This is a genomic window from Paenibacillus sp. FSL H7-0323 (assembly GCF_038002725.1).
Classification (GTDB): Bacteria; Bacillota; Bacilli; order Paenibacillales; family Paenibacillaceae; genus Paenibacillus_AQ; species Paenibacillus_AQ odorifer.
Window position 1 is genome coordinate 849,427 of the sequence record NZ_JBBODB010000001.1, and the last position, 20,741, is coordinate 870,167.

The following is a 20,741-nucleotide window of genomic DNA, read 5'->3' on the forward strand; positions in this document are numbered from 1 at the left end:
CGCTGAACGCTGAACGCTGAACGCTAATCGCTGAACGCTAATCGCTGAACGCTGATCGCTGATCGCAGATTCCTGATTTATGCTCACCAATCGCAAATAGATGTATTTCCTACAACTATATGCTATAAAATGCTCTGCAGATGCGATTTAGTTGCATTTCTTACATCTAAAAGTTCACTTAGAGGGCATTTCCATTATTTTTCGGGGAAATAGTTGTAGAGAATGCAGTTAAAGAGTTGTCTAAGCAGAAAATAGACTTATAATTGTACTGAGTGCAGCTATTTCTTTTATTAGCATTAGTGAAATTCAATATAATCCGCTAAAAATAAAATTTTTAATGTTATTTTGATGTTAACACTCGCCAAATGTTCCCGCGCCGTATATCATTAATTATCGGCCTATTATCCACAATAGGACAGTTAATCAAAAGGAAGTGTATTTTCTGATGTCAAGAAAGCTAAGAGCCGGCATAGTTGGCGGCACAGGTATGGTAGGACAACGTTTTATTGCCCTTCTAGAGAATCATCCTTGGTTTGAAGTAACTGCGATTGCTGCCAGTGCTAGATCTGCTGGAAAAACGTATGAAGAATCGGCCAAGGGCAGATGGAAGTTATCTACTCCAATGCCTGAGAACGTAAAGAATATTATGGTCCAAGATGCTTCTAAGGTAGAAGAAGTTGCTGCGGACGTGGATTTGATTTTTTGTGCTGTAGACATGAAAAAAGATGAGATTAAAGCGCTCGAAGAGGCTTATGCTCGCACCGGAACACCAGTAATCTCCAATAACTCAGCGCATCGCTGGACGCCTGACGTGCCTATGGTCATTCCTGAGATTAATCCGGAGCATCTTGAGGTTATTGCACAGCAAAGAAAACGTCTGGGAACAGAGACAGGTTTCATTGCGGTTAAACCTAACTGCTCCATTCAAAGTTATGTGCCTGCACTTCATGCGCTCAAAGACTTCAATCCATCTAAAGTGGTGGTCACCACCTACCAAGCCATTTCTGGTGCAGGAAAGACTTTTGCAGACTGGCCAGAAATGCTGGACAACGTGATTCCTTACATCGGTGGCGAAGAAGAGAAAAGCGAGCAAGAGCCTTTGCGGATCTGGGGAAGCGTTCAAGAAGAGGGTATCGTAAAGAGTGAAGCGCCAACGATTACTTCGCAGTGTATCCGTGTGCCTGTAGCGGATGGACATATGGCTGCTGTATTTGTTTCTTTTGAGAAAAAACCGTCCAAAGAAGAGATTCTGAATCTCTGGAAGAGTTTTAAAGGACGTCCTCAGGAGCTTGAACTGCCTAGCGCACCTAAACAGTTCATTACCTATTTTGAAGAGGACAATCGTCCACAGACTAAGCTGGATCGTGATATCGAGAACGGAATGGGCGTATCGACGGGCAGACTCCGGGAAGATGCCCTCTATGATTACAAATTCGTAGGTCTCTCCCATAACACCCTGCGCGGAGCAGCTGGCGGTGCTGTGTTGATCGCAGAGCTTCTGAAAGCAGAAGGTTATATTCAACCGAAATAAGTCCATGCATGAGCTGCAAAGCTGATGTGAATAGACACCTCATCAAAGCTTAGTCTTTGGTGGGGTGTTTTTATTTTAATTTTGAATTTGGTAAAATAAGTTATGGAAGGAGAGGATACCATTGAATAAATATTTATTAGCTTTTATATGGTTACCATTAATCCTGTTTACAAGCGGTTGTACATCGTCAACTCAAGAGGAACAAGAGTATGGAGTGTCCTCTATAAATGCCGAAATTCCTATTCCGAAGAATGCCAAAGAAATCGAAGTGACAACGACTTCAAGTAACCCCAATATAAAAATAGGTGTAAAGTACGAATTGGATAATATAGGGGGAGAACAAGGTCTTTATCGATCTGAACACTACTTTAATAAATTAAACGATGCTGGATGGATAGAGCAGGAGGACAAGCGGTTAGGACATGTGCAATTTTTTGAAAAAAAGGACACCGTCATCGCCATCGAAATACATCAGGATACCTTTGATATTCATGAAATGAATAAAGATGCTAAATTCTAAACAGTGGCTAGTTAGATGAAGCATTTGTTATTACTTAAACAGAAAGGTTGAGAGTGTGGTAAGATAGGTAAAGTGTATAAAATATACGAATTCTGAATGACTGACGGAGTGATATGATGGGTGCAAAAAGTAAAGGTGGCGGCACAGGCAGAGGTACGGGGAGTAAAGGCTGGACACGCTGGAACAAAACAGCAAAACCAGTTAAACCTGCTAAAAGTGATCCAACGACGGGTCCAGGTGCTAAAGGTGCAAGTGGAAGCAAGGGCAGTAACGTGAAAAAAAGCGGAAGCACCAAATAGCTCCCTTAAACTGGGTTATTCCTGAAGGTTAACATCTGATTTTGATCGTTAAAATCAGGTGTTTTTTTATGACTAGAGGTAAGGTAAGTATATAGAATGAAAGTAGGATCAGCAGTGAGAATCGATAAATATATAAGCGAAACAGGCTTTTGTTCCAGAAGGGAAACCAAACGATTAATTGCAGCAGGTCGAATCACTGTAAACGGTATTGTCTGTGAGGCGAACATTCTTATAGAGCCAGAGGATATCGTATGGATCGATGGGGAGCCGATAACAAGCAGTAAAGGGGAGCCAGTGTATCTCGCTTTGAATAAGCCGATAGGCATTACCTGTACAGCAGCCCCACATGTGGCTGGGAACATTATTGATTTTGTAGGGTATCCTTCACGGATCTTTGCGATTGGCAGATTAGACAAAAACTCGGAAGGCCTCATTTTGTTAACCAACGATGGAGAGATTGTAAATAAAATGATGCGTTCCGAGAATGGGCATGAAAAAGAATATGTAGTTCATGTAGACAAACCGGTTACGTCAGAATTCTTACAAGAGATGTCTAGCGGCGTGAACATTCTTGGAGTCACAACGAAACCTTGTGAGGTCTATCGGATCACAGAATGTCAGTTTAGAATTATCCTAACTCAAGGTCTTAATCTGCAAATACGCAGAATGTGCAAGGAGTTAGGATATAGAGTGCTAAAGCTGGAGCGCATAAGAATTATGAATATTACATTAGACGGCTTGGAGCTGGGACAATGGCGGCATTTAAGCAGTGAAGAGCTGTATGAGCTTATGTCCCGCTTAAACTGACTTTGTCAACGAAGCCTCTGGCAGTTGTGGTAATATCTTCAGCTCCGGCAATCGCTGAGATAACAGAGATCCCATCCGCACCAGCTGTTAATACTGGTGCAACATTTTGCAGCGTGATTCCCCCAATGCCAACCAAAGGGATGGTAATGCCTTTATTTCTTAGTTCTTCAATCATCGCAGTGCCTTGAACAGCTTTGGCATCCTCCTTGGATGACGTAGGATAAATGGGACCCACGCCCAGATAGTCGGCTCCATCGGCAATCGCCTGCTGAGCTTCAGCGAAGGAGTGAGCGGATACACCAATGATTTTATTCTCTCCAAGTAGCTGGCGGATCGCCAATGCAGGGGTATCCTCCTGTCCTACATGAATTCCGTCCGCATCAAGTGCGATCGCTAAATCAATGTCGTCATTCACGATAAAGGGCACGCCATTGGCATGACAGATCTTTTGAAGTCGTCTGCCAAGATTAAGTCGTGCCTTATCGCTTAAGGATCCGGTACCCTTTTCACGGAATTGAAACATGGTTATGCCTCCAGCAACCGCTTCCTGCAGCACCTTAACAGGAGCTTTACGGCAATTTACGCTGCCCATAATGAAATAGACTTTTAATAGATCTCGCAGATGTTCACTGTTCATTCGTTGCATTGTTTATCCCTCGCAGTCTGTTTTGATAAGCAAAATGATTGGTTGGTCCATGCCCAGCCCCTATGCCCAACTCGTCCTCAATCGCCGCTTGTATAAATGCTTTGGCAGTTTGAATGGCCTCAGCTACGGATTTGCCTTTGGCTAGCTCGGCGGTAACTGCTGCTGAATAGGTGCAGCCTGTACCATGCGTATGTCTGGTCTGAATCCGGCTACTCTCCAATAAGGTATATTCGTGACCATCATATAGAAGATCGGTTACGGCTGTGGTTGAGGTATCATGTCCCCCTTTTAGCACTACATATTTGGAGCCCATGCCATGAATGATTTTGGCTGCTTTTTTGCGTTCTTCGATGGTGGAGATCGTCATCTTTGTGATCATTTCGGCTTCGGGAATATTGGGTGTCGTCACCAATGCTAAGGGCAGCAGATGGCTGATTAAGGATTGAACCGCCTCCTGCAGCAGCAGTGTGGACCCTCCTTTAGCGACCATCACAGGATCAATTACAAGATTAGACCAGCCGTAATACTTAATTTTATCTGCCACAATGCGGATGATGTCGCTGTTAAATAACATCCCGGTCTTTACGGCATCTGGTTGCAGGTCAAGTCCTATAGAATCAAGCTGCTGATTTATAGCTTCCAGAGTCACTGGATAAACCCCTTGGACACCCAGCGTATTCTGCGCTGTCACAGCTGTGAGGACGGACATGCCATAGACAGAAAGCTCCTGAAAGGTTTTTAGATCGGCCTGAATGCCAGCACCACCGCCGCTATCGGAGCCGGCAATGGTTAGAGCTTTGGATATAATCATCGAATTCACTCCTTTGAGGGTCATTAACTGAGCTGTTTGATGCTAGATCTTTCTAGGAAGACTTCTGGCGTGACCCATGTCAGTTGATTTAGAAACTCAACCTGAAAGCTTCCCGGCCCTTGACCAGTTGTTAGTTCAGCGGCGATTTCAGCGGCTACTCCATAGAAGGAGAGAGCTTCCACTGCGGCCTCCAACGAGGCACCGCCACTTACCGCGAGAAATGCACCCACAACAGCGCTGAGCAAGCAGCCAGTTCCTGTAACCTTCGTGAGAATAGGGTGACCGTTGCTGGAAATATAAGTGTTTTTTCCATTCGTGATCACATCGTCTTTTCCAGTTATGATGACCACACAGCTTAACTTCCTCGCAGCAGCTTCAGCCAAAAGGACTACATCGCCTTCACCTTCGCCAGCATCCACCCCTTTAATGGACCAACTCTCCCCAATCACATTAGCGACTTCAGCCACATTCCCCCGCAGTGCGGTGATTTGCATCTCATTCACTAGTTTTTGAGTGACAGCGGTCCGATAAGAAGTTGCGCCTGCACCTACCGGGTCAAGCACTAGGGGAACCCCGTGTTTATTAGCGGATTTACCAGCAAGCAACATAGATTGAATGGCGTAGTCATTGAGTGTGCCTATATTTAGAACTACAGCAGACGACATAGCGGCGATGTCGGTCACTTCTTCGTGGGCATCCGCCATAAAGGGAGAGGCACCCAGCGCCAACAGACCGTTGGCTGAGAAATTGGCTACTACAATATTAGTGATGTTGTGGATCAACGGGTTGGATTCCCGTACTTTGGCTAAGTAACTCATCATAATTCCTCCTCAAGCTTGTATGAATAACTAACTAAACGTTACAGATTGATAAAAGCTTCCTGTGCTTTAATATCTTCTGGTAGAAGATCGTTGGTGGATAACCACAGCTGAACCTTTTCCCAAGATGTCGGGTCTTGATAACCAAAAGATTGATCGCCAGCATTCATCAGTGGCAGTAGAATCTCAAGACTTTTTTTCTCAATCTCCTTGTCGAGCGGTGAAGTTGCATCTTCATGTGCAACCAGTAAATCCAGGGCTTGTTCAGGATTCTGCTCCACAAATTCCTGTCCTTTTGTTATGGCATTTAGAAATTTTTTGAAGTAGGCTTCAGAATTTTGCAATCCTTGTTCGCTGGCCACCAGCACAAGCTCATAATAGTCAGGTACTCCGTAATCCGTTGGATTAAGCGAGGTGACCGGATGTCCCTCTTTTTCAAGGATCAGTTGTTCATGGTTGATGAACCCGCCCATTATTGCGTCCACTTGTCCTGTAGAGATCGCAGGGATAAGGTCAAAACCTACGTCAATCAGCTTGGCGGATGAAGGATCGCCTCCATCACTCTGGATCATTGTCCGAATCATTGCTTCATAGAGCGGAATGGAGGAATAGCCGATTTGTTTTCCTGCGAGCTCTTTGGGACTATGAATACTGCCTGCCTGAGGAACCATCAGATGATTCAGTGGATGCCGCACGATAGCTGCAATCGAACGAACAGGGATTTTCTCGCCGCGTGCCATAAGCACCTGAGGCTGATAGCTGAGCGCTAGATCAATTTGATTTGCTGCTACAAGCTTTAGGGCGTCATTGCTGTCCGCAGGCATTTTGATCTCGACATCCAAATCTTCCTCTTGGAAAAATCCTTGCTGTTGCGCAGCGTATAGAAAGGAATGAACGGCATTGGGATACCAATCAAGCATAATCGTCAGCTTGTGTGACTGCTTATTATCGGTATTGGAGGAACCGGTTTGGGAGTTGTTATTTAGCTTGTCTGCCTTCCCGCAGCTGCTTAAGAGCAAAAGTGTGCATACTAGAAATACAGAAATAAGTCCTCGTTGTGGGGATTTTAAATGATTCATTGGTTAGATCCTCTTTTCTTTAAAAATAATTGTTCGAGTAAAGCTATCGCCAGAAAAAGCACAACACCAAGCGCGGACAGCAGAAATACAGCCGCGAACATTTCATCGCTCTGCATATTTCCGGCCATTCTGCGGCTGAAGTAACCGAGTCCTTTACTGCCGCCGAGCCATTCCCCGATAGTAGCTCCGATGACGCAGTATACAATGGACAGCTTTAAGCCAGAGAAAAAAGCAGGCAATGCCAGTGGAATTTGGGTTTTGACAAGCAGCTGCCAGCGGTTTGCACCAAATGTTAATAATAAGTCCTTGTAAGTCTGGCCACTTGTACGAAGTCCATCATATGTACTCACTACGACTGGAAAAAAAGCCGTCAAAAACACCACAGCCACTTTGCTCCACAGCGTATATCCGAACCACATAATAAAAAGGGGGGATAGCGCAATTAATGGGACCGTCTGGCTAATGATAAGGAAGGGATAGATGGCCTTTTCTACGGGGCGAAACAGGAACATTCCAATGCCCAGCAATACACCAAAAATCACAGAAAGGACAAAACCCACCAGTATCTCCTGTAACGTCGCCAATAAATGCTGTCCAAATAATAATTGCCTGTGCTCGATCAATGCGATGCCAATAGATGAAGGTGCAGGGAGAATAAAGGCTGGAATCAAGTGAAGGCGAACAGCTGACTCCCAGATTACAAGAATGAGCAGTACCAGAAGAAGGAAGGGACCATAGTTGTCTAGATGTTTTTTAAAAGGTATAGGTTGCATGCAATCTTCGCTCCAACTCTGCCCGTAGTGCTATAAACCGGGGTTCATAGTTCATCTTATAATGTCTTGGTTTTGGTAGATCGACAATGATCTCCTGTAATTCGCTGTGCGCACCGCCAGATAATAAATAAATCCGGTCACTGAGCAATAGGGCTTCTTCCAGATCATGAGTGATGAGCATAATCGTCTGATTCAGTTCACCCCATAACTCCAACAGCCAACGGTGTATCTCACGTTTGGTCATGGCATCGAGAGCGCCAAAGGGCTCATCCAGCAGCATAAGACCACTTCCGCCTCCAGCCACTAAGGTGCGCAGAAATGCTACTCGCTGTTTCATACCTCCCGAAAGTTCATGGGGATAAGCCTTCTCTACATCTGTTAAGCCGAAGCGGGCCAACATTTCCCGAATCTGAGTGATCGTTTTCTGTTTACTAAATCTGGGCTTGATCTCCCAGGGCAAAAGGCAGTTGTCGAGCACTGTTCTCCAAGGCAGCAATAAATCCTGCTGAGGCATATAAGCGATCTGACCTAAACGACTAGCGGTTGAGGGGAGCGTAGGGAGTTTTATTTTTCCATGAGTAGGTTCGAGTAAACCGGCAACCGTTTTGAAAAATGTGCTTTTCCCGCATCCGCTAGCACCTACTACGGAGACGAATTCCCCTTGCCTGATATCCATGGATAGATTTGCGAATACAGGGGGTTGTTCAGTTTCCGGAAAAGAGTAGGTTAGGCCTTGAATAGATAAAATGGTCGTGATGATCTAACCTCCTAATATTTTTGTGGAGCGCCCAAACAAATAAAGACCCATCCATTTCCAGAGGAAATGAATGGGTCAAAAAGTTCATTCTGCATAATAACACTTAACATGCTTGATGAAAATTCTGCTCCACTTCCCTCCGCTGGTATGATCCAGATCAGGTTCCAAGGGTCCGGAGCTTGAAGCTCCGTCTCAGTCAACCGACTCCCCTAGTGAAATAACAGGTCCATATTAATTTGTTTATAAATATACCATATCTTTCTGAGAAGTAAAGAGAGAAAGAAGTGAAGGATTAATCCAAGATTGGGTAAGATATAAGTAGAAATCTAGTTAATATTACAATTCCGATGCATATAATCGGAAAAAAGTATTGACGATCATGTGATGGCAGTGTACTATTCAATTTACCGGAAAAAAACCGGATAGAGAGAGGGGATTTAATAATGAAAAAATGGAGTTTAACTATTATATTGGCGTTAACCGTGGTCCTTGTAGCGGCTTGCGGCAATAATTCGAATACCAATACGGCTGCTGAACCAACAGCTGGAACGAATGGTGGAGCAGCATCTTCAGCGCAAAACAGTTTGGAGGCTGTGAAGGCCAGCGGCAAATTGCGGATAGGTACAGAAGGGACTTATGCACCTTTTACTTATCATGACACTGCGGGGAAATTGACGGGTTTTGACGTGGAAATTGCCGAAGAAGTAGCCAAACGTTTAGGTGTTGAAGCTGAATTTTTTGAAACTCAGTGGGATGGTATTTTTGCTGGGATGGATGCGAAACGGTTTGATGTCATTTTTAATGAAGTTTCCATTAACGAAGATCGCAAAGTGAAATATGATTTCTCTGAACCCTATATTGTATCCAAGGCAGTATTGATCGTGAGCGAAAACAATGAGGATATTAAGACCTTTGCTGATCTAAAGGGTAAAAAAGCCGGACAATCCCTGACCAGTAACTTATCCGACATCGCTCGTGAGAACGGTGCTGAAATCGTAGCTACGGACGGTTTCAATCAAGCGATGGACCTGCTGACTTCGGGACGTATTGATGCAACTGTGAATGATGGCTTGTCTTATCTGGATCTGAAAAAACAAAAACCAGATGCAAAAATTAAAGTGGTTGATGAGATTCCTGAAGGCTCACAAAGTGCCGCGGTATTCCTGAAAGGCAATGATGAGCTGGTGAATGCGGTCAGTGATGCGATTAAAGAGATGAAAAGTGATGGAACGTACTTGAAAATTTCCGAGAAATACTTTGGAGCTGACGTTTCAAAATAATACAAGGCTAGCAAGGCTAATTAAGCCTAGAAGCTAAAAAGGATGTCTGAATAATGGATGACCGCAAAATACAAATTTTCTTAGATACACTGCTACCCCTGCTTAAAGCCGGGGTGGCTTTTACCATTCCGTTGGCGCTACTTTCCTTTGTGCTTGGATTGATTTTGGCGATCCTAACCGCGTTGGCACGTCTTTCACCGTGGGTAATTCCGAAGCTAATCGCCCGTTTTTATGTATGGGTCATTCGGGGAACCCCGTTGTTAGTGCAGCTATTTATTATATTTTATGGTTTGCCGGCTGTTGGTATTGTACTCGACCCTTTCATTGCCGCCACCATTGGATTTACCCTTAGCGTAGGGGCTTATTCATCGGAAATCGTACGCGCTGCTATCCTGTCGATACATAAAGGCCAGTGGGAAGCTGCCTTCTCAGTCGGGATGACTCGTGGGCAGGCTCTGCGCCGCGTAATTCTGCCACAAGCTGCACGCGTTTCTGTACCGCCGTTATCCAATTCTTTTATTAGCTTGGTCAAAGATACATCGCTTGCAGCGATCATCACCTATACGGAGATGTTTAGAACTGCTCAGCAGGTAGCCTCTACCACTTATGAGCCTCTGCTGGTATACTCCGAAGCAGGATTGTTTTATTTAGTGTTCTGTTCTGTGCTGTCGGCGCTGCAAAATTACTTGGAGAAACGACTCGATCGTTACTCTGCGACCTAAAGGAGAGATACTTGTGATTGAAATCATTAATTTGCATAAATCCTTCGGTGCACTCCAAGTGTTAAAGGGTATTGATCTGAAAATGGAGCATGGAAAGGTACTTGTCATTATTGGGCCATCCGGCTCCGGTAAAACTACACTGCTGCGCTGTTTTAATCTGTTGGAAATCCCGGATCAAGGCAGCCTGTCACTCGGGGATATCACCATCAATTTTACAGATCATAAGAAAATTCCTCAGAATTCCGTATTAGCTCTTCGGCAGAAAACAGGGATGGTCTTTCAATCGTATAATTTATTTCCGCATATGACTGCGCTAGGCAATGTGATGGAGGGACAGGTAACTGTCTTGAAACGAACCAAGGAAGAAGCGCGTAAGCGGGGCCTTCAACTGCTGGCTAAGGTGGGTTTGGCTGATAAAGCTGATAACTATCCACATCAGCTGTCAGGAGGACAGCAGCAGAGAGTGGCCATCGCCCGGGCTATGGCAGTAGATCCAGAAGTGCTGTTGTTTGATGAGCCCACTTCGGCGCTCGATCCCGAGCTGGTAGGGGAAGTGCTTAAGGTCATCAAACAATTAGCAGCAGAAGGTATGACTATGGTGATTGTGACCCACGAGATGAAATTTGCCGCCGATGTAGCGGACCGGATCATTTTGATGGATGGCGGTCATATCTTAGAGCAAGGAACTCCGCAAGAAGTGCTGGAGCATCCGAAGAATCCCCGGGCTCTGCAATTTCTGAATAGACTGAATGGTGAAGAAGAGTAGAAAGACAATATATATGAAAAAGCAGCTCGGGAATCATCCGGAGCTGCTTTTTCGTGTGTAGATTATTCAAATGAGAAGAGTAACTGAAATTTGGCTTATACTCCAGTTTTCAGGAACTCCAAAGCGTTGTAGAGCATAATCGCAGCTTCGGCACGGGTGAGTTCGCTTTTTGGATTAAACTTTCCGTTAGCGTCTAGAGTATTGATCTTGTATTTCAGGGAGCGCTGAATACTGCCTTGATATGCAGGGGTCAGTGACGCTTCATCAGCGATATCTACTGGAACGATATTGATCATCGGCAGATTACCTACGCCTTCGATCGCTTGCACTAGATAGTTAGTGAATTGCTCTTTGGTCATAATTAGGCTAGGATCAATGTCTTTTGGTAGCTTAACTTGATTGTAATAAGCATTGATAAAGGCTTCAGCGTACCAGGCTTTGTCTTTTACTTTTGTGAACAAGCCGCTGGCAACAGGAGCTTTGTTAAAGTCAATGGCTGCGAGGCTGAGCTGAAGACCGCCGGAGATAAACTGAATCCCTTGGGCTGTAGTTACCTTAGAGCCAGGGAGAAATTGAGATTCGCTGACACCTTTAATTAACCCTTGATTTTTTAAAGAAATGATTTTTTCTTTGCCGTTTATGTTATCAATATCCTTAAAGGTGTTCCCAGCTGCAAACATCTGACCACCCAAAGAAAAGGAGAAAATGGCTACGGTTGTGATTACTGCTAGTGTGCTTTTTTTCATGTTCATGTCTTTTCACCTCGTTGTATGGATAGACTCCTTAGCCTTTGTCACTCCTTTAACGTTGTAAATTATGGAAAGGTTGCGGTCTAATCTGTATTATTTCACGAAAAAGTAGATTTTAATAGAAATATAGGCCAGATTGGGGTGTAGTACTTTGGATAAGTGGCATGAAATGATATAATGATGTCAGGCTCTTTTCATTCGTGGTTAATTTTGTTATGATTATATCGTAACGATTACTATTTATGGTTTGTCTTAACTGCATAAATAGGAGCGTCTCAGAGGGTACGGATGTTAAATCGTTCCGGGAAGGTAGGAGACCAAATGGATCAAATATCAAATATCAGTCAATTGTTTGCGGCGCAAAAATATAAATTAACGCCTCAGCGTGAAGCTATAGTGAACGTTCTGCTCGACAATGAGAAGGATCATTTAAGCGTAGAAGAAGTATATATGCTTGTTAAGAACAGCTATCCACATCTGGGCCTGGCAACGGTATACCGTACACTTGAGCTTTTATGTGAGCTACACATTGTAGAGAAGATGAACTTCGGAGACGGAGTTGCCCGTTACGATTTGCGCGGGAACGATCATTCGCATATGCATCATCATTTGATATGCAGCGTATGCGGTCGGTTGGAGGAAATTAAGGACGACTGGCTTGTGGAGCTGGAGAGAAGAGTGGAACGTGAATATGGCTTTAACGTCACGGATCACCGCCTTGATTTCAAGGGTACTTATGGAACATGTAAACGTACTGGCTGCAAAAAAGCAAAAGCAGAAGCAGATAAAGCAGTCTCGTAAGATTGCTTTCTAACCTAAAGACACAGGCTTTCTCTAAGCCTGTGTCTTTTTTGATTACTGCGTTCTAGGAAGTCTAGCTTCGAGTAGGTACAAAGGATTTGATCCACGTTCCGAAACTGCCAGGGTTACGGCTCTGAACGAGAATTACACCTTCTCCACGGAAGCGGCAGACAAGTGCTTCACCACTGGTTATGCTGTTAAGCCAGCCAGAGGCTGCCTTTTCCACCTTGTAGTCCATATAGTCTGGCCATGCTACGAGGTGTCCGTTATCGATAATCATTTCTTCACCAGGTCCTAAATTTATTGCATGGATAGCACCGAAGGAAGACAGGAACACCGTTCCTCTGCCACTGATTTCTACAATGAAGAAGCCTTCACCGGAGAAGAGCCCTCTGGTTAAATTCTGCATTTTGGTATTTACTTGAATGCCTTCAGTTCCGGCGAGAAATCCGTCTTTTTGAACTAACAGTTTATACGATCCGTCTAATTCTATCGCCTGAATATCGCCGAGTGAGCCAGGTGACAGCAATACCTCACTTTGACCACGGGTCGCTCTAAGTTCTTGAAAGAAGAATTTCTCACCGCTCAGCATTCTCCCGAGACCGCGCATTAAACCACCATCCACGGTTCCTTTTAATTCTACGTTAGGTGACATCGCGACCATTGCGCCCATTTCAGCCTTTACGCTTTCACCGGGATTTAGTTGGACCTTTAACATAGCAAAAGCACCTTCATACAAAACCTGGTAATTCATCCTTTAAACCTCCGCATCTATTTAGATAAGATAGAATACTAGCTTTGCTCTAAGTGTAACGGAATTCTTGCTTCGCTCATAGTCTGGAATATGTTAAAATGAAGTTGTCTTATAGATGTAAGATCAATAATCATTCACCCATGAATAGGAGAGTGGTGTCACATGGCACGAACCAAGACACAAAAAGCCTTGCGTAAGGCAGAGCGCTCCGGAGCCTGGTGCACAGCACAGAGTCGTAGATTGAATAGTGATTATGGAGCCATTTCACAGCATGTACGATTAACACCAAGCAAGCAGGAACAATTGAATAAGAATAGATATAAGGGGCAGATCTTCCAAGATGATGCTCCTTTTTTATTGGCTATTTGATAAGAGAACATCGCTCAGCGTATAGTAATTGAAGAAATAATATATAGGAGATGTATCCCTGATGAAACAAAATAAATATGACGATTCGAATTTCTTCTCTGCCTACCAGCAAATGCCCCGTTCTATTGGAGGGCTTGCAGCAGCAGGAGAATGGCATGTATTAAAGGCGCTTCTTCCAGACTTACATAATAAAAGTGTGCTTGATCTGGGCTGCGGCTTTGGCTGGCATTGCCTATATGCCCGTGAGCAGCAGGCGAGTTCAGTTATAGGTGTGGATATCTCTGAAAAAATGCTGCAACAGGCGCGTGAAAAAACGAACGATCCTGCTATAACTTATATCCAGCTGCCGATTGAGGACATTGATTTTGCGAGCGAGCAATTTGATGTGGTTCTCAGTTCATTGGCTTTCCACTATATTGAATCTTTTGCAGCCATCTGCCGAAAGGTGCATTCGTTTCTTAAGCCTGGCGGGAGTTTTATTTTTTCAGTGGAGCATCCAATCTTTACTTCACGTGAAGAGCAAGACTGGTATGCCGATGAACAAGGAAACCGCCTGCATTGGCCCGTAGATCATTATCAATCAGAAGGACTTCGTGAAACGAAATTCTTAACAGAAAATGTGATTAAATACCATCGCACGATTTCCACCTATTTCAATGACCTGATTGAAGCTGGCTTTACTATTAAAGCGGTTAAAGAACCAAAGCCTTCAGCAGAAATGAGTAATGATCCATGGATGAAGGATGAGGAGCGTAGACCGATGTTCCTGATCATTTCGGCTGTAAAAGAGTAATCTCATGCTCACGAGTTATGTTCGAATATAGAAGCAGGGGTTGTCTTAAAAGTAGCTTTTTCTACTAAGGGACAACCCTTTTGCAATGAAACGGGTTTTCTTCATTTACACCTGCTCTCTGCTGTGCACACGATATTCTCTTGGTGACATCCCGAAACGACTTCGGAAGACCCGGTGAAAATAGGTGTAGTTCGCAAAACCACAAGTTTCTGCTACTTGCTCCAGCGGCATGGGACTGAAGGTTATCCGTTCTCTGGCCATTTCCAGTCGGACATCGTTTACATATTTAATAATACTGGTCCCAAAGGCTTCCTTAAATAAATGAACGGCCCGCGAGACGGATATACCCACAAAACCTGCTACATCTTCCAATAGAAAGGGTAGGGTTGCGTGCTCCTCAACATATTGCTTCATTCGGTATGCCAGATAACCTTTTGGAGTAATTGCTGGCTGGTCTGTAATTAGCCGGTCGATTTCCATACATAGAATTTGCAGATAGCAGGCAGATATTTCTGGAGAGAAGTCGGAAAGTCGACGGTGCTCCAGAATCAATTGGCGAAACAAGCCAAGAAAATTCTCACTAAGCGGCACACTTAGGCGAGTGGGTCTTTGTGAACGTTGCCACCATTCATCAATCCATGTTCCTCCGCAAAAGATATGATAATCTCCGCTTTCAATTCGTGGCTTGCCTACAGGGTACTCTTCTTTATCTATGATCAAATAGTAAGGATCATTTGGAGCGAATAACATAATATCCCCGCTTTCCACAGGTGACATTACACCATCGATCAATGCACGGCTTCTTCCTTCTGTTTGCAGACGTATAAGAAAGTTCTGGTTCCCTTGACTTTGAGACATATGAAAAGGCTTGCGATGAAAAGAAAATCCGGCTGATAATACGTGACAGGTAGCAGAATGTGTCATAGGTCCTCCTGGGTGTATTGAAATGATAAGCAGATTGTTCATGTTTTAATCATATTATTCATTTTAATATATACGCTTTCATATTACTATGTAGCTAAGCAATAAAGAAAGAAATCGACCATCAACGCTAGAAACAGTCGGTATTAGCTGTGCTTACAAGAATGACAGTTTAAGGAAACTGATGTGAATCAGATTAGTCAATTCTGTTACAGCATTATTGTTCAAGTGATTGTCACTACAGAAAGCTAACTTTAAATCCAATTGGAGTGATTCGAAAATGCTGAAGATAGGCCTGCAATTGTATACGCTCAGAGAAGAACTGGAACAGGATTTTGAAGGGACACTGCGTAAAGTAGCAGCCCTTGGTTATAAAGGTGTGGAGTTTTTTCATTACTTCGGCCGTAGCGCAGCAGAAGTCAAACAATTGCTTGATGAACTTGGACTAGTAGCGCTGGGCGCACACCGTCCCTATGACGCGTTGTTGAATGATACAGAGGCAGAGATCGCGTACAACCTGGAGATTGGAAATCATCATCTAATTGTGCCGTATCTGTCAGAAGAACAACGTAACTATGAAGAAGTTGCTGCGAATCTGAAGATTATTGGAGAAAAGTGTAAGGCGCGTGGAGCGGTTCTTTTGTACCATAATCATGACTTTGAGTTAACTGATCGATATGGTGACCGTACAGCGTTTGACGGTTTGTTTGAAGAGGTGCCGGCTGATTTGCTGCAAGTTGAAATGGATACATGCTGGGTACATCATGCAGGTTATGATGCCGTAGAATATATCAACAAATACGCTGGCCGGTTGCCAATCATCCATCTTAAAGATTTGAAGAAACATGAGGATGGTTCACCGGAAACGGTTGTTCTAGGTGAAGGAGAAGTAAACCTTACAGCAATTCTTGATGCGGCTGTACAGGCAAAGGTAGAGTGGGCGGTAGTGGAGCAGGATTATTGCAGCCGTTCACCATTAGGAAGTGTAGAAGATAGTTTGAAATGGGTAAAAGCATACGCTAATCAAGGGGGAAATGTTCATGTCTAAAAAGTTGAGAATTGCTATTGTCGGTTGCGGTGGAATTGCTAATGGAAAACATATGCCAAGTTTGTCACGTCAAGCAGATGCTGAAATGGTAGCCTTTTGTGATATCGTCGAAGAACGTGCACAGGAAGCAGCAAAAACCTATGGTGCTGAAGGCGCGGCTGTATATACAGATTATCAAGAGCTTTTGAAAGCCGGAGGATTCGATATCGTGCATGTATGTACACCGAATGACAGTCACTCCGTGATCACAATCGCAGCATTGGAAGCTGGCAATCATGTAATGTGTGAGAAGCCAATGGCGAAGACTACAGCTCAAGCACAGGAAATGTTAGAGGCTGCCAAACGTACAGGCATGAAATTGTCTGTAGCTTATCAGAACCGTTATCGTGCGGATAGTGAATATCTTAAAGACGTTTGTGAAAACGGTGAGCTTGGTGAGATCTATTATGCAAAAGCGATTGCCGTTCGTCGTCGTGCGGTTCCTACATGGGGCGTATTCCTGGATGAAGAAAAGCAAGGCGGCGGTCCACTGATCGATATCGGTACGCATGCGCTTGATCTAACATTATGGATGATGGACAATTATAAACCGCGTAGTGTTATGGGCTCGACTTTCCATAAGCTTGGTAACCGTAAAAACGGCGGAAATGCCTTTGGTCCATGGGACCCTGAACAATTTAAAGTAGAAGATTCAGCATTTGGATTTATTACCATGGAAAATGGTGCTACAATTGTACTGGAATCAAGCTGGGCTCTTAATGTATCTGAATTTGGAGAAGCGAAGACGCTCCTAGCAGGTACAGAGGGTGGTGCAGATATGAAGGACGGGTTACGCTTAAATGGTGACCGTGGTGGCCGTCTATTCGAGACTAAAATTGACTTGTCCGCAGGGGGAGTAGCTTTCTTTAACGGAGGACAAGAGAGTGAATCCGATCGTGAAGCTCGCTTGTGGCTTGAAGCAGTTCGGGAAGATAAAGAACCAGTAGTTAAACCTGAACAAGCCCTTGTCGTTACCCAAATTTTGGAGGCTATTTACGAATCTTCCCGTACAGGTCGTGCTGTGTATTTTGACGGAACATCAGATAACTAAACGAGAAGCAGGTGTGAAGTTCATGAGTTCAAACAGACATTCTGTAGTCATTGTTGGTTTTGGAGGAATGGGAAGTTATCACGCAGGGTTGATAAAAGAGACCTCTACCTTAATCGTAGTTGGAACGTACGATGTGCTTGAAGCACGTCGTACCAACTCCAACGACGCTGGCTACAAGGCGTACCAAAGTTATGAAGAAGTATTGGCAGATTCTTCGGTCGAAATTATTCTAATTGCCACACCGAACGATGTGCACAAAGAAATTGCGATTCGTGCATTACAAGCTGGCAAACATGTCATTTGTGAGAAGCCAGTTGCTCTATCTAAGGTTGAATTTCAAGAAATACTGGCGGCGGCTGATCAAGCTGGACGTGTGTTTATGGTGCATCAGAACAGACGTTGGGATGAAGATTTTTTAACCATCAAAAAAATGTACGACGAGGAGACGATTGGATCCCTATTCCAGATCGAATCCCGCGTGCACGGAGCGAACGGAATTCCTGGAGACTGGCGTCATGTTAAGGCACAAGGCGGAGGGATGCTGCTGGATTGGGGCGTTCACTTATTGGACCAGCTATTATTCATGATTGATAGCAAAATTACCAGTGTGAGCAGTAGTTTAAGCTTTATTTTAGGAAACGATGTCGATGACGGTTTTGAAGCTATTCTGCAATTTGAGAATGGAATTAAAGCGATCGTAGAGGTTGGCACGACTAACTTTATTACTTTGCCAAGATGGTATGTGAAGGGTATCGAAGGCACTGGAATTATTGAAGACTGGTCTTTAACTGGAAGATTGGTGACAAGAAATAATGCAGGCGAAAAAATCGAACCGAAGCCGATTCGTGCAGGTGTAGGACTAACTAAAACTATGGCACCTCCATCGGAGGGGGCAACGATCACTGAGGAATTACCTCAGCCGTCGGAGTTAAGCTCTAGCTTTTATGATAATTTCGCTGCTGTCATTGAGGGTACTGCAGAACCTATCGTTAAGAACGCTGAGGTTATGCGGGTACAGAATTTGATTGAAGTTATTTTTGAAGCTGCTGAGAGTAATCAAGTGGTGAAGAATTTTGATATCTACGATAAATAATAAGTAAACTATTTCCAAGAGGAGGTGGCCTACAATGAAACTTGGAGTATTTATGGTCTTGTTTGGAGGTCGTAAGCTGGAGGATGCTCTTGATTACGTAGTATCCAAAGGGCTAAAGGCGGTAGAAATCGGTACGGGAGGCAATCCTGGCAACAGCCACTGCGACCCTAAAATGCTGCTGGAGAATGAAACAGCCTTACAAGAATTCAAACATGCCGTGGAATCTCGCGGACTTACAATCAGTGCTTTGAGCTGCCACGGTAACCCATTGCACCCGCAAAAAGAACTTGCTCAAAAGGATCATGAGGATTTCGTAAACTCGGTCAAATTGGCGCAGAAGCTAGGGGTTCCGGTTGTGAATACCTTCTCTGGATGTCCTGGAGATCATGAGGGTGCTAAATATCCGAACTGGCCTGTAGCTCCATGGCCCAATGATTATCAAGAAATTCTGGACTGGCAATGGGAGAACAAGGTTATTCCTTATTGGAAAGAATGGGGTGCCTTTGCCGCTCAGCATGATGTAAAGGTAGGTCTTGAGCTGCATGGCGGATTCTCTGTACACACACCAGGTACTCTGCTGCGGCTGAGAGAAGCAGCAGGTGAAGTGATCGGTGCGAACCTTGATCCGAGTCACATGTGGTGGCAAGGAATTGATCCTGTGCAAGCGATTCATATTTTGGGACGCCAAGGTGCAATCCATCACTTCCATGCGAAGGATACCGTTATTGATCCTGTGAATGTCAATATGCACGGATTAACTGATATGCAGTCGTATACCAAGATGCTTGACCGTGCTTGGCAGTTCCGTTCTGTCGGCTTTGGACATGATCTTAAGACTTGGGCTGACATTATTAGTGCACTTCGTTTGGTTGGGTATGACTATGTGGTTAGTATCGAGCATGAAGATGGGCTGATGTCTATTGAAGAAGGTTTCTCCAAAGCTGTAAGTAACCTTCAACAAGTATTGATTGAGGAGCCACTGACAGAAATGTGGTGGGTTTAAACGAAATGGAGAGCTTCACGAAAGTTAAATTAAATGATGAACAGCTGGATATTTTGGTGAAAGCGGTTTTCGGTTCAGAAACTGCGGTTAACCTTAGTTCAGAACTTACGGGAGGCTTTTTTAATACAGCCTATGATTTGGAACTCAGCACTGGGAAATCTGTCATTCTAAAGGTTGCCCCTGCTGTAGAGACAGATACGTTAAGTTACGAGAAGAACATTATGCGAACTGAAGTGGAAACTCTCCGTATGGTTGCAGATAAGGGTGTTGTGCCCGTGCCTGCCGTCTACCATTATGATGAAAGTCTGCTGCTTATTCCTATTCCGTATTTCTTTATGGAGAAGGTGGAGGGCCAGCCCTACAGTGATGTAAAGGAGAGTCTTTCGCTTCCGGAGAGAGACGCTATCGAAACGGAGCTGGGGCGTTACAATCGCATAATCAATGAGATACGCGGAGAACGTTTTGGCATTTTTGGAACGGATTCAGAGGAGCCAAGAGCCTCGTGGAGAGAGACCTTTTCATGCCTGATGGAAAGTGTACTTGCTGATGCCAAGAGGCTGAATGCAAAGCTACCTGCGTCCTGTGAAGAGATTATGCAGGAGGTTTCCAAGTATCTCCCTGCATTAGATGCCGTAACCGAGCCACGACTGGTGCATTGGGATTTATGGAATGGGAATGTATTTGTGAAGGATGGAGTCATCGTATCGCTGATTGACTGGGAGAGAGCCCTATGGGGCGATGTGCTGATGGAGTATTATTTTAGGCATTTTGAGAATTCTGCCGGTTTCTATAAGGGGTACGGAACAACCTACGACAGTCCGAACGAGATTCAGCGGAAGAAGCTTTATGATCTTTATCTTGATCTTATTCTTACTATCGAATGTTATTCACGCAAATATGCAGACGAAGGTTATGTCCGTTGGACGCATGATAACTTGACTGAGGGTTGGAACCGTTTTAAAGGCAGCAGTGAATGAAGGTTATAGGTGTGAAAAATGACGTGCGAAAGCACGTCATTTTCCTGTATCTAACTAGATTGGAGGATTACCATGCAGCCGTTAAAAATACCGAGAGAACATAAGCTTCAGATTACAGCTAGTATTCAAGAATATTTTGACACAGAGCTGTCCAGTGAAATTGGGCAATTAGCCAGCGAGAACCTTCTCGATTTTATGCTCAAAGAACTTTCGCCTTATATTTACAATCAAGCGTTGGCAGATGCACGAAAAATGATTGAGCAAAAGATGATTTCTCTGGAAGAGGAGATTTATGCTCTCGAACAACCCTTATCCTCAGGCAGAAGATAATCCA

The 20,741-nt window shown here is 44.2% G+C and carries 25 protein-coding genes and 1 riboswitch; of the genes, 16 read left to right on the forward strand and 9 right to left on the reverse strand.

From position 1 onward, the window contains the following. Positions 1 to 445: 445 nt before the first annotated feature. The 4 genes from asd (at position 446) to MHH89_RS03985 (ending at position 3,157) form a co-directional block, all read left to right on the forward strand. Positions 446 to 1,531 (forward strand): aspartate-semialdehyde dehydrogenase, encoded by a 1,086-nt coding sequence (gene asd, locus MHH89_RS03970; protein ID WP_036686293.1) that lies wholly within the window; start codon positions 446 to 448, stop codon positions 1,529 to 1,531. Positions 1,532 to 1,652: 121 nt separating this feature from the next. Continuing rightward, positions 1,653 to 2,051, forward strand: coding sequence for a hypothetical protein (locus tag MHH89_RS03975; RefSeq protein ID WP_341086380.1), 399 nt, complete (start codon positions 1,653 to 1,655; stop codon positions 2,049 to 2,051). A gap of 116 nt (positions 2,052 to 2,167) precedes the next feature. Next, positions 2,168 to 2,350, forward strand: a complete 183-nt coding sequence (locus MHH89_RS03980) for a DUF3934 family protein (protein WP_076218200.1) — start codon at positions 2,168 to 2,170, stop codon at positions 2,348 to 2,350. A gap of 114 nt (positions 2,351 to 2,464) precedes the next feature. Then, entirely contained in the window at positions 2,465 to 3,157 is a 693-nt protein-coding gene (locus MHH89_RS03985; protein ID WP_341088789.1) for a pseudouridine synthase, read from the forward strand. Here MHH89_RS03985 and thiE read toward each other — a convergent pair. Genes thiE through MHH89_RS04015 form a run of 6 tightly spaced genes read right to left on the reverse strand, consistent with a single transcriptional unit; the run spans position 3,138 to position 7,960 of the window. Further along, a complete protein-coding gene (gene thiE / locus MHH89_RS03990) occupies positions 3,138 to 3,803 on the reverse strand; it encodes a thiamine phosphate synthase (protein WP_076280800.1) in 666 nt (221 codons plus the stop codon). The genes MHH89_RS03985 and thiE overlap by 20 nt on opposite strands. Then, positions 3,784 to 4,614: a bifunctional hydroxymethylpyrimidine kinase/phosphomethylpyrimidine kinase gene (gene thiD / locus MHH89_RS03995; protein WP_341086381.1), complete on the reverse strand. Its 831-nt coding sequence runs from the start codon at positions 4,612 to 4,614 to the stop codon at positions 3,784 to 3,786. Before thiD ends, thiE begins: the two co-directional genes overlap by 20 nt. Positions 4,615 to 4,637: 23 nt before the next feature. Further along, positions 4,638 to 5,432 (reverse strand): hydroxyethylthiazole kinase, encoded by a 795-nt coding sequence (gene thiM / locus MHH89_RS04000; RefSeq protein ID WP_341088790.1) that lies wholly within the window; start codon positions 5,430 to 5,432, stop codon positions 4,638 to 4,640. Positions 5,433 to 5,473: 41 nt separating this feature from the next. Next, positions 5,474 to 6,511 (reverse strand): ABC transporter substrate-binding protein, encoded by a 1,038-nt coding sequence (locus MHH89_RS04005; protein ID WP_341086384.1) that lies wholly within the window; start codon positions 6,509 to 6,511, stop codon positions 5,474 to 5,476. After that, positions 6,508 to 7,284: an ABC transporter permease gene (locus MHH89_RS04010; protein ID WP_341086386.1), complete on the reverse strand. Its 777-nt coding sequence runs from the start codon at positions 7,282 to 7,284 to the stop codon at positions 6,508 to 6,510. Before MHH89_RS04010 ends, MHH89_RS04005 begins: the two co-directional genes overlap by 4 nt. After that, the gene (locus MHH89_RS04015) at positions 7,265 to 7,960 is read right to left on the reverse strand and encodes an ABC transporter ATP-binding protein (RefSeq protein WP_081393938.1); all 696 of its coding nucleotides are present in this window, start codon (positions 7,958 to 7,960) and stop codon (positions 7,265 to 7,267) included. Before MHH89_RS04015 ends, MHH89_RS04010 begins: the two co-directional genes overlap by 20 nt. Positions 7,961 to 8,158: 198 nt before the next feature. After that, positions 8,159 to 8,262: riboswitch (TPP riboswitch) on the reverse strand. Between the two features lie 222 nt (positions 8,263 to 8,484). Here MHH89_RS04015 and MHH89_RS04020 point away from each other — a divergent pair. The 3 genes from MHH89_RS04020 to MHH89_RS04030 are packed head-to-tail and all read left to right on the forward strand — an operon-like array spanning position 8,485 to position 10,809. After that, positions 8,485 to 9,321: an amino acid ABC transporter substrate-binding protein gene (locus MHH89_RS04020; RefSeq protein ID WP_076183478.1), complete on the forward strand. Its 837-nt coding sequence runs from the start codon at positions 8,485 to 8,487 to the stop codon at positions 9,319 to 9,321. Between the two features lie 53 nt (positions 9,322 to 9,374). Beyond that, a complete protein-coding gene (locus MHH89_RS04025) occupies positions 9,375 to 10,043 on the forward strand; it encodes an amino acid ABC transporter permease (RefSeq protein ID WP_036686309.1) in 669 nt (222 codons plus the stop codon). 13 nt (positions 10,044 to 10,056) lie between these two features. Beyond that, entirely contained in the window at positions 10,057 to 10,809 is a 753-nt protein-coding gene (locus tag MHH89_RS04030) for an amino acid ABC transporter ATP-binding protein (protein WP_076189904.1), read from the forward strand. Between the two features lie 95 nt (positions 10,810 to 10,904). Here the strand turns inward: MHH89_RS04030 and MHH89_RS04035 are convergent, their stop codons facing one another. Continuing rightward, positions 10,905 to 11,561 (reverse strand): S-layer homology domain-containing protein, encoded by a 657-nt coding sequence (locus tag MHH89_RS04035; RefSeq protein ID WP_339248402.1) that lies wholly within the window; start codon positions 11,559 to 11,561, stop codon positions 10,905 to 10,907. A gap of 318 nt (positions 11,562 to 11,879) precedes the next feature. Between MHH89_RS04035 and MHH89_RS04040 the strand changes: the two genes are divergently transcribed. Further along, positions 11,880 to 12,359: a Fur family transcriptional regulator gene (locus tag MHH89_RS04040; RefSeq protein ID WP_036686314.1), complete on the forward strand. Its 480-nt coding sequence runs from the start codon at positions 11,880 to 11,882 to the stop codon at positions 12,357 to 12,359. Positions 12,360 to 12,432: 73 nt separating this feature from the next. Here the strand turns inward: MHH89_RS04040 and MHH89_RS04045 are convergent, their stop codons facing one another. Next, positions 12,433 to 13,113: a TIGR00266 family protein gene (locus MHH89_RS04045; RefSeq protein WP_036686316.1), complete on the reverse strand. Its 681-nt coding sequence runs from the start codon at positions 13,111 to 13,113 to the stop codon at positions 12,433 to 12,435. 162 nt (positions 13,114 to 13,275) lie between these two features. On the opposite strand from MHH89_RS04045, the gene MHH89_RS04050 reads away from it, so the two are divergent. After that, the gene (locus MHH89_RS04050; protein ID WP_341086390.1) at positions 13,276 to 13,482 is read left to right on the forward strand and encodes a hypothetical protein; all 207 of its coding nucleotides are present in this window, start codon (positions 13,276 to 13,278) and stop codon (positions 13,480 to 13,482) included. Between the two features lie 61 nt (positions 13,483 to 13,543). Continuing rightward, a complete protein-coding gene (locus MHH89_RS04055) occupies positions 13,544 to 14,275 on the forward strand; it encodes a class I SAM-dependent methyltransferase (RefSeq protein WP_076218191.1) in 732 nt (243 codons plus the stop codon). 105 nt (positions 14,276 to 14,380) lie between these two features. Here the strand turns inward: MHH89_RS04055 and MHH89_RS04060 are convergent, their stop codons facing one another. Next, entirely contained in the window at positions 14,381 to 15,199 is an 819-nt protein-coding gene (locus tag MHH89_RS04060; RefSeq protein ID WP_076135544.1) for an AraC family transcriptional regulator, read from the reverse strand. A gap of 277 nt (positions 15,200 to 15,476) precedes the next feature. Here MHH89_RS04060 and MHH89_RS04065 point away from each other — a divergent pair, with 277 nt between their 5' ends. From MHH89_RS04065 to MHH89_RS04090, 6 genes are all read left to right on the forward strand, one after another. After that, positions 15,477 to 16,244, forward strand: a complete 768-nt coding sequence (locus MHH89_RS04065; RefSeq protein ID WP_076125967.1) for a sugar phosphate isomerase/epimerase family protein — start codon at positions 15,477 to 15,479, stop codon at positions 16,242 to 16,244. Beyond that, positions 16,237 to 17,334 carry a Gfo/Idh/MocA family protein gene (locus tag MHH89_RS04070; protein WP_341086392.1) on the forward strand — a complete coding sequence of 366 codons (1,098 nt, stop codon included), beginning with the start codon at positions 16,237 to 16,239 and terminating at the stop codon, positions 17,332 to 17,334. The genes MHH89_RS04065 and MHH89_RS04070 overlap by 8 nt, the downstream gene beginning before the upstream one ends. Before the next feature lie 22 nt (positions 17,335 to 17,356). Further along, positions 17,357 to 18,427: a Gfo/Idh/MocA family protein gene (locus tag MHH89_RS04075; RefSeq protein ID WP_076125969.1), complete on the forward strand. Its 1,071-nt coding sequence runs from the start codon at positions 17,357 to 17,359 to the stop codon at positions 18,425 to 18,427. A gap of 34 nt (positions 18,428 to 18,461) precedes the next feature. Next, the gene (locus MHH89_RS04080) at positions 18,462 to 19,430 is read left to right on the forward strand and encodes a sugar phosphate isomerase/epimerase family protein (RefSeq protein ID WP_076101695.1); all 969 of its coding nucleotides are present in this window, start codon (positions 18,462 to 18,464) and stop codon (positions 19,428 to 19,430) included. After that, entirely contained in the window at positions 19,418 to 20,407 is a 990-nt protein-coding gene (locus MHH89_RS04085) for a phosphotransferase family protein (RefSeq protein ID WP_341086393.1), read from the forward strand. Before MHH89_RS04080 ends, MHH89_RS04085 begins: the two co-directional genes overlap by 13 nt. A 72-nt stretch (positions 20,408 to 20,479) precedes the next feature. Further along, positions 20,480 to 20,737, forward strand: coding sequence for a DUF2164 domain-containing protein (locus tag MHH89_RS04090; protein ID WP_076125970.1), 258 nt, complete (start codon positions 20,480 to 20,482; stop codon positions 20,735 to 20,737). The last annotated feature ends 4 nt before the right edge of the window (positions 20,738 to 20,741 follow it).